The organism is Proteiniclasticum sp., from assembly GCF_032054185.1.
Taxonomy (GTDB): Bacteria; Bacillota; Clostridia; order Clostridiales; family Clostridiaceae; genus Proteiniclasticum.
This window is the reverse complement of sequence record NZ_DAMBTF010000020.1, coordinates 22,294-35,637: the sequence shown is the minus strand read 5'-3', so window position 1 is coordinate 35,637 and position 13,344 is coordinate 22,294. Positions and strand designations below refer to the sequence as shown.

The following is a 13,344-nucleotide window of genomic DNA, read 5'->3' as shown; positions in this document are numbered from 1 at the left end:
TCTTTAATATCTTCACTGCAAATTTCAAAGCTAGAGTTTTTCGATGATATACAGAATGATGGCTACCGTATTGTCCACAGCAAGATCCTTGAATTTCTCGTAGTCCATGCTGGCTCCAGTGTTTGCGTTATCTGAGATCGCTCTGATGACCGTAAAAGGAATCTGGTTTAGATATGCAACCTGAGCAATGGCTGCACCCTCCATTTCGCAGGCGGATGCATCAAAAACAAGTGAAAGATCTCTGATTTTGTCCTTGCTTGAGATGAACTGATCTCCGCTTACGATGATGCCCTCATAGGTGCCATATGCCTTGTTTCTCTGTGAGCCTTCAATGGCGAGTTTTGTAAGTGTCGCATCTGTTCTGAAGACAGAGTCATCAAATCTCGGAATTTCGCCTCTCTTCAGGCCGAAAGCCGTAACATCCATGTCATGCTGGATCAGTGAGGTTGCGATGACCACATCTAAAGGAACAATATAATCCTTCACTCCACCGGCAACACCGACGTTTATGAGGTGAGAGACCTCATAGTCATCTGCCAGGATCTGTGCACAGACTGCCGCATTCACCTTACCGATTCCCGATACAACCATAACTACAGAAAGTCCGTTGATGTTTCCACTGATGAATTCCATTCTTGCTTTGATTCTGCTCTCGCCTACAGACATGATTTTCTTCAGGGGTGCGAGCTCTTCTTCCATGGCACATATGATGCCCAGTTTTTTATTCATTCTTTTTTCCTCATACCTTCATAATTATTCGCATTTTTATTTCATTATAGTGGAAGATATTTATGCTGTCCATGGAGGAAGTTGACGGCTTATGCCACTTAATGATTATGCTGGGAAATACATGGGGCTTCCCACTTTGTGTTTTTCAGCATAAACATCAGATTTCAGAACAAATTGATGTTGAAAATCATAGCATTCTATATTATATTGAAGAATGTAAAAATGAAAGGAATGAACTTATGCAACATGAATTAAGAAGAACACAGATGCTTATAGGTGAAGAAAATCTCAATAAACTGCATAAAGCGAAGGTTGTTCTTCTGGGTCTTGGCGGAGTGGGAGGAACCTGTTTTGAAACGCTTGTAAGGGGTGGTGTCGGATTCATCAGTGTGGTGGATAACGATATCTTCACCCTATCCAATCTCAACAGACAGCTTTTGTCTTCCTATGATAATCTGGGACAGTACAAGGTGGATGCTGCACTTGAAAGAGCGTCAAAAATCAACAGATACTGTCAGGTTACAGGCTTCAAAGAGTTTATCGGACTGGATAACATAGAGAGAATCATACCCAAGGATACGGACTATGTCATCGATGCCATCGATACAGTCACAAGCAAACTTGAAGTCATCGCTTACTGCAGGGATAACGGCATTCCGATGATCAGTTCCATGGGAACCGGCAACAAGCTGGATCCGACGAAACTGGTTGTGACAGATATCACAAAAACAACAATGTGCCCACTGGCCAAAGTCATGAGAAAAGAGCTGAAAAGAAGAGGGATAGGATCCCTTAAGGTGGTTTATTCAACAGAAAAGCCGCTTGTACCGCTGGATCTTGGTGAGGAAAATCAGGATGGTCCTGTGAGCAGGCTGAAAAAAAGAAGTACTCCTGGAAGTACTTCATTTGTGCCCCCGACAGCGGGCATCATACTTGCTGGTGAAGTGATCAACAGCCTTATAGGTAGTTAGATTACGGCATTCTGAACTGGTTGATTTCTCCGATATACTCATAACCGAATTCACCCAGTTTTGCCATGAGTTCTGACTGGTTGAGATCGTATCTCTCACAAAGTGCTGGGAGAGAGGAAAAATCATTTCTCAATTTTGTGTTGATTGTACTGAGCAGAATGAATGGATCCATTTCCATGATCAGATCCTGATTGAAATTTGTTTCGATTGACATTTGTTTTCCTCCTTATAAAATCAAAAACTCATATGTTATTTATATTGTAAAGGATATCATAGCAGAATTGTAAGATGTTAACAACATTTTTAATATTATTATACCTTTGTTAATTAATTGACTATTTAATTAAGATATCAACAATAAATCGAGGATAATATCAGAGTCCACAGACTGGTTATGGGAATGCCGGCTTGTGGACTTTATGCATGTTTAAAGGTAAAATTGAAAGTAGCATATTTTTGATTAGATGAGGAAGAGGAGTTGAAGGAAGCTGTTTTTACAGCCAGGATATGAAGACATTTAGTGAATACAAAATCGGGAATCTGGTCCTTAAAAATAGGGTGGTTATGCCCCCTATGTGCATGAATATGGCTGAAGACGGTCATCCTACAGACTTTCATTTTATACACTACGGAAATGCCGCACTTGGTGAAATCGGGCTGATCATCGTGGAAGCCACCGGAGTCACGCCAGAGGGGAGAATACTTGAAAGAGATCTCGGAATCTGGAGAGATGATCAGATTGAAGGTCATAGAAAGATCGTCGAGCTTTCAAAAAAATATGGTTCAAGTATCGGTATCCAGCTGGGTCACGCCGGAAGAAAGTGCGGAATAGAATCATTGACACCACTGGCACCAACAGAAGAAAGGTTCAGCGAATCCTATGCTGTGCCGAAGGAAATGACAAGAGAAGATATTGAAGGAATAAAAAGAGCGTTCAAGGATGCTGCAGTGAGAAGTCTTGAAGCAGGCTATGAACTTATTGAGCTTCATGGTGCCCACGGGTATCTTATTCACCAGTTCCTAAGTCCTCTTTCCAATAAGAGAACGGATGAATATGGAGGTTCAAGAGAAAACAGAGTGAGGTTTCTAAGGGAAGTGACAGAAGAAGTCAAATCCGTACTTCCGAAAGACTTTCCACTGATCCTTAGGGTGTCCGCATCCGACTATGTCGAAGGAGGCATCGATATCGAGGAAATGGTGGAAATCATCAATCTTGTAAGAGAAGATTTTGACATGATCCATGTCAGTTCAGGTGGCCTCGATGTACGTCAGGAGATCGGGCTGTATCCCGGTTATCAGGTTAAATTCTCTGAAACCATCAGAAACAGATGCCAGATTCCGACCATCACAGTAGGGCTCATTACAGAAATCAGCCAGGTGGAGGAGATTCTCCAGAATGAACGGGCGGATCTAGTTGCACTGGGCAGAGTCCTTCTGCGGGATCCATTTGTAATCATAAAGCAGGGTCATGGACTGATTTCACCGCTTTTTGCCTATAAGAGAGGATTCGATTCAGGCTGGATGGAAAGAAGACGAAAATAGAGCTTCTTCATTAGAGCATAGGAAGCAGTTTAATCTGAATCAGACTTTAGGAGATGATAATTTGAACAGTTCAGATCAGATCTCTTTTGAAATGATTGCAAAAAATGGAGCGGCCAGGTCTCTTTTTATGGAGGCCGTACAGGCAGCCAAAATCGGAAACACTCCAGAAGCTATTCGTCTTATGGAAGATGGAGAAGCCATGCTCATCGAAGGTCATATGATTCATGCAGAACTGGTTACAGAATATGCACGTGGGGAGAAAATTCCGATGGATCTTCTTCTCGTGCATGCAGAAGATCAGCTCATGGCTGCTGAGATGTTCAAGCTGATGGCCAAGGAACTCATCGAGATTTATGGAAGACTGAATCAGAGTGAAGAATACAGGTAGCGATACCTGACTCATTGTGAGGATAGAAAAACGGTATTTAAGTGAAAAGCAGAAAGGGATTCAAACTTATCAATTTGAATCCCTTTTGTGTTTCATTTCAATATTCAATTGACATCCAGACATGCCAAGAAGTTCCATATGCCTCGTTTCATAAACAGTGTCGGTGGAGGATACCCTTTTTGTGAGTTTAAGATGATATTTTTAAAGGGCAACGAAAAGAAAGATGACTTCCTTTTCACTCACAAGAATACCCAATTTCTCGAAACCGCTTTCCCTTTCGAGTATCCAGTATTTATAGCCTTCGTAGGAATCGATATTCTTTTCTAAACCAGAGCCATCTGAAAAGGTAGTGAAAAACTCTACAGGATAAGGTGGTGAATAATTCTGGTCACCTTGATCTCCTTCGGATACAATGAGATTCTTCTGTTCGTCAATATAGTGTTCAACTTTGTTTATCAGTTTTTCATCGGAAGAGAAGATGATGTAATCCGCATAATCATTTCCGAAAGCGCGCTCAGATATGAATTTAAGAGACTCATCAGCTTCAGGGTAATCAATCTGCCAGTCCGCAAAATGAGTTTTTTCAAAAAAAGTTTCCTTATTCCATCGAATATAAAGGCTCATCAGAGTGATGGCTATAATGGATGCTGCGGCTATACGGAATATTTTCTTATTCATTTCTTCCCTCGGCTTTCATCCTTCTGTATTCCGACAGGAGGTTAGTGAGAAACAGAGCAATGGTAGATCCTAAGATCAGGAATGCCCACATCCCTATTCTGCTGTTTCTGGAATAATAGGAAAGGTAAAGGAGCATGAACATCAGGGCGATGATGAAAGAGAGTGAGAGGATTCTCAGGGATTTCGGTGTTTTCCTGGAGTTCGAGAATATTGCAGTACCATCAATCATAAAAGTCAGAAACAGTTCCACTAAAACTTCCATATAACAGTCTCCTTTTCATAACCGGTTTTTCTCCTGATATATATATCAATTATACGGAATTTTCAGACAGTATACCAGCTCAGCCAAAGAGATTAAGATAAATTTAATGAGATGCTCCTGGTCATCAGCCAGTGCATCTCTTTAAATTTATATTGAATTGCTCATGAAGTCCCGAACATTACCTAATGTAATTTTCTGAGATTCCAGTGAGGCTTTTATTGAAGGTGAAGTGAGAATCACCAGTTCCTTTACCCTATGGATATTGTAGCTGCTTCTCTGATAGATGATGTCATCAAGGTAAGCTGGATGACACATGATTTCCAGAACAGAGTCTTCAGGATAATTGTGGTCTTTTCTGAAATCTGTAAAATACTCGAAAGTGACAGAGTCTTTATAGAAGTCTGTCAGACCGGTAAACATCTTTACTGGAGATTCATCAATAAGCTTCTTTTCCTTATCTGTATGATAGAAGGGCAGATATCTCATGGGCAGCTGATATTTCTCTGCAATCATCAGTGTAGTCTCCAGAAGGTCGGGATGCAGATGCATATGATGATGTCCATCAATATGGGTAGGAGAAACACCATGACCTATGAGCTTGTCGATCTGAGCCGACCATTCTCTGAAGAGTTCATTCTGATCGATCCTGACGGGCTGATCCTCCCTGTATTTCCTGAAGTTCCCTTCTGAATCGACAAGTGACGGGATTTCATCAGGAGGAAGTATAGGGGTTCCACAGTCCATGATGAGATGCACGCCGATGCCCAGATTTTCATAGGGAGCAGCAAGTGCCAGGGCTTCCTCCAGATACTCTCCGTTTGCCATAGCGGTGGTTGAAGTGAGGATTCCTATCTCGTGTGCTTTAATGATCCCCAGATTCTGTCCCGGTGAGTATCCGAAATCATCTCCATTGACGATGAGCTTCATGATCTTTCCCTCAGACCTTTAATCACATCTTCAAATTGTGGAAGATATGCCTCATGGGCAAGAAGCAGCTCATCAAGGACAAGTCTTCCGACTTTCTCGCTCTGTACCAGGGGATTGGAGACCATGGCTACATAAGCATCCTCGTATTTTCCGCTGAGTGCCGCTATGCAGGTCAGTCTTTCAAAGGACTTCAGCTGCTGTACGATTCCTTCTGCAGCAACAGGCAGGTAACCGGTGGAAAGGGGTACCGGACCGTTTTTTGTAATGACTGAAGAGACTTCCACCGCACAGTCATGGGGAAGTGAGGATATTGCGCCTCTGTTTCTGGTGTTGACGACCTGGATATCGCCTTTATTGTTCGCGATGGATGAAATCAGATTACAGGCTGTATCACTGTAATACGCTCCTCCACGCTGCTCGAGTTCCTGAGGCTTTTCATCCAGAGAAAGGTCCCTGTATTTCTCGAAGAGCGAATGCTCCACATCCATGACTTCTGTAGCTCTTGATCTTCCATGTGAAAACTCTTCGAGCATATGAGAGAGCATTTCCTCTTTCTGGAAGTAGTATCTATGATATGCACAGGGAATTGCACCGAGCCCTTTCAGGAACTCAGGGGACCAGGGAAGGTCCATGATGTTCTTCATGCCGATCTCACCTGAACGGGTGACCATTTTCTCAAGCACTTCATCTTTTACAGACTCGCCATCAAGGTATACATCCAGTCCGAAAACCATGTGGTTGAGTCCTGCCATCTGTATTCGGACTCTGTCTTTCTCCACTTCAAGGATTTTTGACACGCCCATCTCCATACCGTAAGGCAGGTTGCAGACACCGATGAATTTCTCCCATCCGCTGTGATTAAGGACCGCTTCAGTGACAAGCCCTGCAGGATTTGTGAAATTGACGATCCAGGCGTTCGGGCAGAGTTCCTTACAGTCTTCTATGATGCCGAAGATGACCGGTATGGTACGCAGTGCTTTAAACATGCCACCGGCACCGTTGGTCTCCTGACCGATGAGGCCGTGGCTGAGGGGGATGGATTCATCAAGAGCTCTTGCGGCAAGTCCTCCGACTCTCAGCTGAGTGGTGACAAAATCAGCATCTTTCAGCGCTTCTCTTCTATTAAGAGTCGAATGGATTTTCATGGGGATACCCGCTTTTGATACCATTCTTTCTGCAAGAGCTGTTATGGTTTCCAGTTTTTCTTTTCCTTCTTCCACATCCACAAGCCAGAGTTCACGAACAGGCAGTTCATCATATCTTTTGATGAAGCCTTCTATCAGTTCGGGGGTATAACTTGAACCCCCACCTATGGTGACAATTTTATAGGTTTTCATTTTTCGTCCTCCATTTGTTCCAGATTTGTTATTGTTTTCATTATACTAAATTATTGGTACAAATTGTAGTGGTACGAACAATTAATTTGCGTTCCAGTCGCTTTATCCCTCATACCAGATTTATTGATAAATTTTTAATAAATGAACTTAAATAAATGATTATTGGGTATATATTGAGCTTCAAGCGTTGTATTATTCAGCATCTGATAATTGTTAATATTTTTGCCGGAAGTTATTTACAATTTGATTTTAGTTGGTTATAATCAAATCAAGAAGTTGTACCAATGAATTTATTGGTATTTATTTTTACAGCAATTCTGTAATCGTTTAATAATTTAGGAGGGAATCATGAAAATATTATTAGTATGTTCTGCAGGAATGTCCACCAGTCTTCTGGTGACAAAAATGAAAAAAGCTGCTGATGAAAAGGGAATCGATGTGGAAATCTTCGCACTTAGTGCTGGAGAAGGAAAGAAGATTCTAAAAGATGTAGATCTTGTACTTCTGGGGCCACAGGTCAGGTTCATGAAAAACGAATTCCTTAAACTGGCGACAGTTCCGGTGGATGTCATTGATATGCTGTCCTATGGAAGGATGGAGGGTGACAAGGTCCTCAATCATGCACTCACACTGCTCGAACAGAAACAGTAATGGTCTTGATCCTGATTCATGAGACGTCAATGGATTAGGGAAGATATATATTTATAGTTTAGAAGGAGGTCAAAATGAATCGTTTTATTAGCTTTCTCGAAGAAAAGTTCGTACCAGTAGCTGCAAAAATCGGTGGACAGAAACATCTGGTTGCCATCAGAGATTCCTTTGCAAGTTTAATGCCGCTGATCCTGGTTGGTGCTTTCGCAGTCCTGTTAAATAACGTATTTTTTGTTCCATGGTCATTACTCGCCAAGTATATCGGTGAGGAAAGCGCATTCATTGTTTGGACAAACACAAATCTTGCTCCACTGTTCTCCCTTATGGAAGGTGGAACCTTTGGTATCATCGCACTAGGCCTTGCATTCTCAATGGGTTACAACAGAGCGGTCAATGAAGATAAGGATGCTCTTTCAACAGGTCTTATTTCAGTAGCATCATTTATACTTCTTGGCGCACTGACAAGAAACAACGAAGCTGTTGCTTCATGGGTCACTAACTTCCTTGGTGCACAAGGTATCTTCATCGCACTTCTTGTAGGACTCGTTACACCGGAAATCTATTTTGCCATCGTAAGGAAAGACTGGGTCATCAAAATGCCTGACACTGTTCCTCCAGCCGTTGCAAAAGGATTCTCAGCTGTTATTCCTGGATTTATCGCAGTATTTTTCTGGGCAATAATCGCATACTTCTTCAATGTCGGTGCAGGAATGAACATTTTCAACTGGTTTGAAACCAACATCGCTGCAGGACTATCTGTCCTTGGACAGAACATTTTCTCCATCCTTGTGATTTCCACACTGATTCCACTCCTCTGGTTCTTCGGACTTCATGGAGCAAATATGCTGGAAGCCATCATGAGCCCAGTTTATGGAACAATGGGAATCGAAAACATCTCCAAGTTCTCCAACGGTATCAGAGCTCTGGGAACTGGAGCGGATGAACTTGCTGTATGGGTTAGAGGTTCATGGGATGCTTATGTATTCATGGGCGGCTCAGGAGCAACACTTCCACTCATCGTTGCAATCCTTGTATTCTCAAAGGTCAAGCAGCAGAAAGAAGTGGCAAAGCTTGGTCTGCCACCTGGAATATTCATGATCAACGAACCTGTACTGTTTGGTATGCCAATCGTTCTGAATCCTGTTTACTTCATACCATTTATCCTGGTACAGCCTGTACTTACACTTGTCGCATTCTATGCAACTAAAATCGGATTTGCCGGTCCTATCGTCAACAGTGTTCCTTGGACCACACCACCGATTCTTAATGCCTTCCTTGCTACAAACGGATCCTTTGGTGCAGTCGTTGTTTCTGTTGTGAATCTTGTTCTCGCATTCCTGATCTATATGCCATTTGTAATGATTGCGAACAGATATGAAGAACAGAGAGTTAAGGAAGAAGACGCAGCTTAAACATTAATTATATTGAAGTTAAATAGTCCCGGGATAAAAACTGGGACTTTTTCTTAAGAAGAGGGGGTGATTTCAGTGGTGAATAAAGAGATTCTGATCCATAAAAATATAGATGAAGTTTATGACGCGGTGGAAAAAACACTGAAACAGACATTTAAAGCAAAAGGACCTCTGCTTGGCGCAGAATTTATCCATAAAATGTCAACCGTAAAAGGTGAAGTCAAAATCAGACAGGTCGTTTCCCAAAACGATAAAAACAAAGTGCTTTCATTCGATTCTTACTGGGGAAGAGATAAAGTCATAACAACCTATTCCTTCCGTGAGGACGGACCGGATTTTACGGTCGTTCAGCTTAAAGAAGAAGCCTACAGCTCATCAACTCTCAGAAATTATAATTATATGTTTATGAGTCTGCCGATATTAAGGTCGGGATCCATGAAAAAACTGGATAAACAGCTGGTTAATCTAAAACACATGTTAGAAGGTGAAAACTAATGATAATCATAAATATGCCATTAAAAAGAGAATACATCAGAGAGCTTCTGGATCAGAAGACTTATGATGGGATAGAGTATCGATTTGTAAAACAGGAAAGTATGAAAATGTATTTTGAGGCTAGTGAAGAGTCAGAAAGAGCCGCTTCTGTCGCTAAAGCCGTCATCAAAAAATCAGAGCTGGGACCAGCCCTGTTTTTCATGGTGGAATATGTCAGATAGATTTAAGGAGAATTTCCTTTTCGGTAGTGCATCCGCGGCATATCAGGTGGAGGGTGCATACCAGGAAGACGGTAAAGGAATTTCCATATGGGATAACTGGGTAAAGATTGATGGAAAGACTTTCCGCGGAACCAATGGTGAGGTGGCAGCTGACCACTATCACAGGTTTAAAGAAGATGTCATGCTCATGAAAGAGATGGGGCTTAAAGCCTACAGATTTTCGGTTTCATGGACAAGAATTCTTCCAGACGGAAAAGGTGGAATCGAAAAGAAAGGACTGGATTTCTATGAGGAGCTCATTGATGAGCTGATCAGAAATGATATTGAACCAGTTCTCACAATATATCACTGGGACTTGCCCCAGAAACTGCAGGATGAATATGAAGGCTGGGAATCAAGACAGATCATAGATGATTTTGCAGCTTATGCCAAAGTGCTGTTCGAAGCATTTTCAGGAAAAGTGAAATACTGGATCATCAACAATGAACCCAACATCTTTACTCAGCTTGGGTATCTGATGGAGCTTCATCCGCCGGGAAAAAAAGATATGGCGACATATCTTAAGACCTATCATCATACTGCCCTTGCTCATGCGAAGGTTGTGAAAATCTTCAAGGAAGGCGGATACAGCGGATTTATCGGATCATCCATCGCTTACACACCAGGATATTCTGCTTCAGATAGCGAAGAGGATAAGGAAGCACTAAGAAGATATTATGAAACCGTCAACTGGTGGATTATGGACATCTACTATAAGGGCGAGTATCCGAAATGGGGATTTAAGGAATTCACGAGAAGAGGCATTGCGCCGGAAGTGACTGAAGAAGATATGGTTCTGCTTAAAGAAGCTGCAAGTCTGGCAGATTTCATCGGCATAAACTATTATCAGAGCGCAACCCTTGCAAATAATCCGGTAGATGGCGTTAGCCTTGGTGAATTCAATGTCACCGGAGAGAAAGGCAACTTCAAGGAATCCGGCGTGCCGGGTCTTTACAGGCAGGTCTATAACCCGAACCTTGAATACACAGACTGGGACTGGGCGATCGATCCTGACGGATTGAGACATGCACTTGTGGAAATCACTGAAAGATACCATAAACCGATACTCATATCGGAGAACGGAATCGGTGCTTTTGATGAGATTGAAGATGAGAAAATCCATGATGACTACAGGATAGAATACATCAGATCTCATATCAGAGCCTGCCATGATGCCATCGAGGAAGGCGTTGATCTGTGGGGATACTGCACATGGTCATTTACAGATCTTCTCAGCTGGCTCAACGGTTATCAGAAGAGGTATGGTTTTGTTTTCATCGATTTTGAAAAGAATGACCTGCCAAGAATAAAGAAGGATTCTTTTGAATTCTACAAGGAAGTCATCAGAACTCGAGGACAAAACTGCATGAATGAGGAGAATTTATAATGGAAGGACTTGAACTGATCTGTTTTGAAATGATTGCTGCAAATGGTTCAGCAAGATCATATTTTATGGAGGCGATCTACGCCGCCAAAGCCGGTGAATTTGAAGAGAGCAGAAGACTCATGGAAGAAGGAGAAAAAATGCTTGCGGAAGGGCATCATGCCCACGGAAACCTTCTGACACAGGAGGCAAGCGGAGACAAGGTGAAGGTTGATCTTCTCCTTATTCATGCTGAAGATCAGATGATGTCGGCAGAAACGTTCAAAATCATGGCGATGGAATTTGTTGAGATCTACAGCCGTATGAATAACCTGTAAAGAGAAGAAGAGTTTTAAAGACAGATACTTGTAACCTCTCTCCAATCAGTTATAATTTAAGAGGGGAATCGTCTGAGAATGAGGAATATAAAGGGGGGATACTTGTTGGAGGTAAAATATAAAGTCATATGCGATGATATCGCGAAAAACATTCAGGAAGGCAGTTATACGGGCAATAAAAAGCTACCTACAGAAGAAGAGCTTATTGAAATATATCAGGTTTCCAGAAATACCATCAGAAAAGCCATTGATCTGCTTACCCGCAAAGGTCTCGTCATTCCCATTCAAGGAAGCGGAGTCTTTCTTCGTAGTGTGTCCACCAACGGAGCAATCAACCTTGAAGATTTTAATGGACTTACCGAAGGGTTCGGCGTAGAGAAGGTAACAACGAAAGTGAACAGCTTTAAGCTGATTGAAGCCGATGAGAAACTCGCTGCCACAATGCAGTGCGAAACGGGCACACCGGTATATTTCATTGAAAGACTGAGAAGCATCGGTGGGAAACCGTATGTTGTAGAATATTCCTATTACAATAAGGATTATATTCCTTATCTGAGTGAAGAGATTGTTCAAGGTTCGATTTATAAATATATCCGAGAAGAGCTGAAAAAACAGATCGGATTCGTTGACCGAGTGATCACGGCAGGGATACTTAATGAGCATGATGCAAGAGAGCTGGGGCTTACACCTGGTGAACCTTCACTCATTTCAACAAACCGTGCGTTTCTGAAAAATGGAGTCATCTTTGACTACTCCATAGACATCCATAACTATAAGGAAACGAAATTCCTGAAACTCTCGAATTATCTTTAAAAAACGAATATCTGATAGAACAAGCAGCCCGGATGATCGCGAATAGTCGCAATCATCCGGGCTGCTTTAATCGTAGACTGTTTGTCTGTAAAGTCAGTTGTCCTCTGAATGATAGTTCTTTGAAATTTCTTTGTATGTTTTCAGGAGCTCATCTGAAGTGGCTGCGGTTTTGCCATCATCATAGGAAAATACAAATGAGTGCATATCTCTGTCTATGAGTATCCAAGGGTCAAACCTAGACGTACCAGGTGATGTGATGGACTGCATAAGAACATCATGATCATCCGACCATTTGAGGAAGCTCACTGGTGTATGTTCCGAAAAGTTTTCCATCTTGAACATTCCGCTGAAACGCTGCCTGGATGACAGCAGATACCTTGAGATTGTACCCTTAATGATCACTGCTGAGTCATAGAGATATTCATCACCTTCATAAATCCTGACGGGTATATTTTCGCTTACCTCAGTTCTGATTGCTGTCTGTGAGAGAAAGGAATATCCGATAACGGTTATGATGATCAGAATAAAGATGTATCCGATTTTCTTACTCATGAAACCTCCTGGTTTTGATGATGTTATCTACAGTGAGAGTGTATTGTAGGTCTCAAACCCTCACGAAAACTCACTTTCTAGCGGGTTATACTCATTCGGGAAAATCAAGTGTTTGAAAAATGTATCAGATCAAGCTCGAAACTGTTTCGCTTAAACCCTTTTTCTTCTATGTGTGTCTGTTTTAACCCGATCTTCCTTAATACCGCTACACTAGCTGGGTTTACTGTTACCGCTTCAGCCTTAATAATTGCATCTGGGAATTTATTCAAGACATAGTGCATTATTGCATTCGCTGCCTCGCTTGCATAACCATAACCCCAGTACGCTCCTGATATCTGATAATAAAGTCCAAAAATCATATTTTCTTTATCCATGCAGATGCAGCCAGCCATACCAATAGCTTTCTGATTTAATATAATAACAAACCGGTCCATAAAATTCTTGTCTGTCCGGTTGATCTGATGCTCAATTAAGTTTATACATTCATCAATTGTGGTCATTAAAGGTGTATATGTATATTTTACTGTTTCAAAATCGCTCCACAATTCAAAAAGATCATTTGCGTATTGAACATCAAAACCGACCAGTTCAAGCCTCTCTGTCTTTAACATACTCCACCACCTTAA

At 41.8% G+C, this 13,344-nt stretch carries 18 protein-coding genes; 10 read left to right on the top strand and 8 right to left on the bottom strand.

Features of this window, described 5'->3' with window-relative positions:
• Positions 1-30: 30 nt before the first annotated feature.
• On the bottom strand, positions 31-729 hold the full coding sequence (locus RTX25_RS11000; RefSeq protein WP_312653621.1) for a 5'-methylthioadenosine/adenosylhomocysteine nucleosidase: 699 nt from the start codon (positions 727-729) through the stop codon (positions 31-33).
• A 239-nt stretch (positions 730-968) separates the two neighbouring features.
• Here RTX25_RS11000 and RTX25_RS10995 point away from each other — a divergent pair, with 239 nt between their 5' ends.
• On the top strand, positions 969-1,700 hold the full coding sequence (locus tag RTX25_RS10995; RefSeq protein WP_312653619.1) for a tRNA threonylcarbamoyladenosine dehydratase: 732 nt from the start codon (positions 969-971) through the stop codon (positions 1,698-1,700).
• Between the two features lies 1 nt (position 1,701).
• Here RTX25_RS10995 and RTX25_RS10990 read toward each other — a convergent pair whose 3' ends face one another.
• A complete protein-coding gene (locus tag RTX25_RS10990) occupies positions 1,702-1,914 on the bottom strand; it encodes a DUF4250 domain-containing protein (protein ID WP_312653617.1) in 213 nt (70 codons plus the stop codon).
• Between the two features lie 293 nt (positions 1,915-2,207).
• Here RTX25_RS10990 and RTX25_RS10985 point away from each other — a divergent pair, with 293 nt between their 5' ends.
• Both RTX25_RS10985 and RTX25_RS10980 read left to right on the top strand, forming a co-directional pair.
• Positions 2,208-3,242 carry an NADH:flavin oxidoreductase/NADH oxidase gene (locus RTX25_RS10985; protein WP_312653615.1) on the top strand — a complete coding sequence of 345 codons (1,035 nt, stop codon included), beginning with the start codon at positions 2,208-2,210 and terminating at the stop codon, positions 3,240-3,242.
• A 61-nt stretch (positions 3,243-3,303) separates the two neighbouring features.
• A complete protein-coding gene (locus tag RTX25_RS10980) occupies positions 3,304-3,630 on the top strand; it encodes a PTS lactose/cellobiose transporter subunit IIA (protein WP_312653613.1) in 327 nt (108 codons plus the stop codon).
• 201 nt (positions 3,631-3,831) lie between these two features.
• Here RTX25_RS10980 and RTX25_RS10975 read toward each other — a convergent pair whose 3' ends face one another.
• The 4 genes from RTX25_RS10975 to RTX25_RS10960 form a co-directional block, all read right to left on the bottom strand.
• Entirely contained in the window at positions 3,832-4,308 is a 477-nt protein-coding gene (locus RTX25_RS10975) for a hypothetical protein (RefSeq protein WP_312653611.1), read from the bottom strand.
• Complete coding sequence (locus RTX25_RS10970; RefSeq protein WP_312653609.1) at positions 4,301-4,570, bottom strand: hypothetical protein; 270 nt, start codon at positions 4,568-4,570, stop codon at positions 4,301-4,303. The genes RTX25_RS10975 and RTX25_RS10970 overlap by 8 nt, the downstream gene beginning before the upstream one ends.
• A gap of 147 nt (positions 4,571-4,717) precedes the next feature.
• Positions 4,718-5,497 (bottom strand): chitin disaccharide deacetylase, encoded by a 780-nt coding sequence (chbG, locus tag RTX25_RS10965; protein ID WP_312653607.1) that lies wholly within the window; start codon positions 5,495-5,497, stop codon positions 4,718-4,720.
• Entirely contained in the window at positions 5,494-6,834 is a 1,341-nt protein-coding gene (locus tag RTX25_RS10960) for a 6-phospho-beta-glucosidase (protein WP_312653605.1), read from the bottom strand. Before RTX25_RS10960 ends, chbG begins: the two co-directional genes overlap by 4 nt.
• A gap of 345 nt (positions 6,835-7,179) precedes the next feature.
• On the opposite strand from RTX25_RS10960, the gene RTX25_RS10955 reads away from it, so the two are divergent.
• From RTX25_RS10955 to RTX25_RS10925, 7 genes are all read left to right on the top strand, one after another.
• Positions 7,180-7,485 carry a PTS sugar transporter subunit IIB gene (locus RTX25_RS10955; protein ID WP_312653657.1) on the top strand — a complete coding sequence of 102 codons (306 nt, stop codon included), beginning with the start codon at positions 7,180-7,182 and terminating at the stop codon, positions 7,483-7,485.
• Positions 7,486-7,559: 74 nt separating this feature from the next.
• Entirely contained in the window at positions 7,560-8,897 is a 1,338-nt protein-coding gene (locus RTX25_RS10950; protein WP_312653603.1) for a PTS transporter subunit EIIC, read from the top strand.
• 75 nt (positions 8,898-8,972) lie between these two features.
• Positions 8,973-9,392, top strand: coding sequence for a hypothetical protein (locus RTX25_RS10945; RefSeq protein ID WP_312653601.1), 420 nt, complete (start codon positions 8,973-8,975; stop codon positions 9,390-9,392).
• Positions 9,392-9,613 (top strand): hypothetical protein, encoded by a 222-nt coding sequence (locus RTX25_RS10940; RefSeq protein WP_312653599.1) that lies wholly within the window; start codon positions 9,392-9,394, stop codon positions 9,611-9,613. The genes RTX25_RS10945 and RTX25_RS10940 overlap by 1 nt, the downstream gene beginning before the upstream one ends.
• The gene (locus RTX25_RS10935) at positions 9,603-11,039 is read left to right on the top strand and encodes a glycoside hydrolase family 1 protein (RefSeq protein ID WP_312653597.1); all 1,437 of its coding nucleotides are present in this window, start codon (positions 9,603-9,605) and stop codon (positions 11,037-11,039) included. Before RTX25_RS10940 ends, RTX25_RS10935 begins: the two co-directional genes overlap by 11 nt.
• Positions 11,039-11,353, top strand: coding sequence for a PTS lactose/cellobiose transporter subunit IIA (locus tag RTX25_RS10930; protein ID WP_312653595.1), 315 nt, complete (start codon positions 11,039-11,041; stop codon positions 11,351-11,353). Before RTX25_RS10935 ends, RTX25_RS10930 begins: the two co-directional genes overlap by 1 nt.
• Before the next feature lie 105 nt (positions 11,354-11,458).
• Positions 11,459-12,166, top strand: a complete 708-nt coding sequence (locus RTX25_RS10925; RefSeq protein WP_312653593.1) for a GntR family transcriptional regulator — start codon at positions 11,459-11,461, stop codon at positions 12,164-12,166.
• A 93-nt stretch (positions 12,167-12,259) separates the two neighbouring features.
• On the opposite strand, the gene RTX25_RS10920 is transcribed toward RTX25_RS10925, so the two are convergent.
• Both RTX25_RS10920 and RTX25_RS10915 read right to left on the bottom strand, forming a co-directional pair.
• Positions 12,260-12,718, bottom strand: coding sequence for a hypothetical protein (locus RTX25_RS10920; RefSeq protein ID WP_312653591.1), 459 nt, complete (start codon positions 12,716-12,718; stop codon positions 12,260-12,262).
• A gap of 104 nt (positions 12,719-12,822) precedes the next feature.
• Positions 12,823-13,329: a GNAT family N-acetyltransferase gene (locus RTX25_RS10915; protein ID WP_312653589.1), complete on the bottom strand. Its 507-nt coding sequence runs from the start codon at positions 13,327-13,329 to the stop codon at positions 12,823-12,825.
• Between the last annotated feature and the right edge of the window lie 15 nt (positions 13,330-13,344).

Excerpts from the sequence above, each read along its gene's own strand:
- RTX25_RS11000 (WP_312653621.1), bottom strand. The coding sequence starts at position 729 with ATGAATAAAAAACTGGGCATCATATGTGCCATGGAAGAAGAGCTCGCA.
- RTX25_RS10995 (WP_312653619.1), top strand. The coding sequence starts at position 969 with ATGCAACATGAATTAAGAAGAACACAGATGCTTATAGGTGAAGAAAAT.
- RTX25_RS10990 (WP_312653617.1), bottom strand. The coding sequence starts at position 1,914 with ATGTCAATCGAAACAAATTTCAATCAGGATCTGATCATGGAAATGGAT.
- RTX25_RS10985 (WP_312653615.1), top strand. The coding sequence starts at position 2,208 with ATGAAGACATTTAGTGAATACAAAATCGGGAATCTGGTCCTTAAAAAT.
- RTX25_RS10975 (WP_312653611.1), bottom strand. The coding sequence starts at position 4,308 with ATGAATAAGAAAATATTCCGTATAGCCGCAGCATCCATTATAGCCATC.
- RTX25_RS10970 (WP_312653609.1), bottom strand. The coding sequence starts at position 4,570 with ATGGAAGTTTTAGTGGAACTGTTTCTGACTTTTATGATTGATGGTACT.
- chbG (WP_312653607.1), bottom strand. The coding sequence starts at position 5,497 with ATGAAGCTCATCGTCAATGGAGATGATTTCGGATACTCACCGGGACAG.
- RTX25_RS10960 (WP_312653605.1), bottom strand. The coding sequence starts at position 6,834 with ATGAAAACCTATAAAATTGTCACCATAGGTGGGGGTTCAAGTTATACC.
- RTX25_RS10950 (WP_312653603.1), top strand. The coding sequence starts at position 7,560 with ATGAATCGTTTTATTAGCTTTCTCGAAGAAAAGTTCGTACCAGTAGCT.
- RTX25_RS10940 (WP_312653599.1), top strand. The coding sequence starts at position 9,392 with ATGATAATCATAAATATGCCATTAAAAAGAGAATACATCAGAGAGCTT.
- RTX25_RS10935 (WP_312653597.1), top strand. The coding sequence starts at position 9,603 with ATGTCAGATAGATTTAAGGAGAATTTCCTTTTCGGTAGTGCATCCGCG.
- RTX25_RS10930 (WP_312653595.1), top strand. The coding sequence starts at position 11,039 with ATGGAAGGACTTGAACTGATCTGTTTTGAAATGATTGCTGCAAATGGT.
- RTX25_RS10920 (WP_312653591.1), bottom strand. The coding sequence starts at position 12,718 with ATGAGTAAGAAAATCGGATACATCTTTATTCTGATCATCATAACCGTT.
- RTX25_RS10915 (WP_312653589.1), bottom strand. The coding sequence starts at position 13,329 with ATGTTAAAGACAGAGAGGCTTGAACTGGTCGGTTTTGATGTTCAATAC.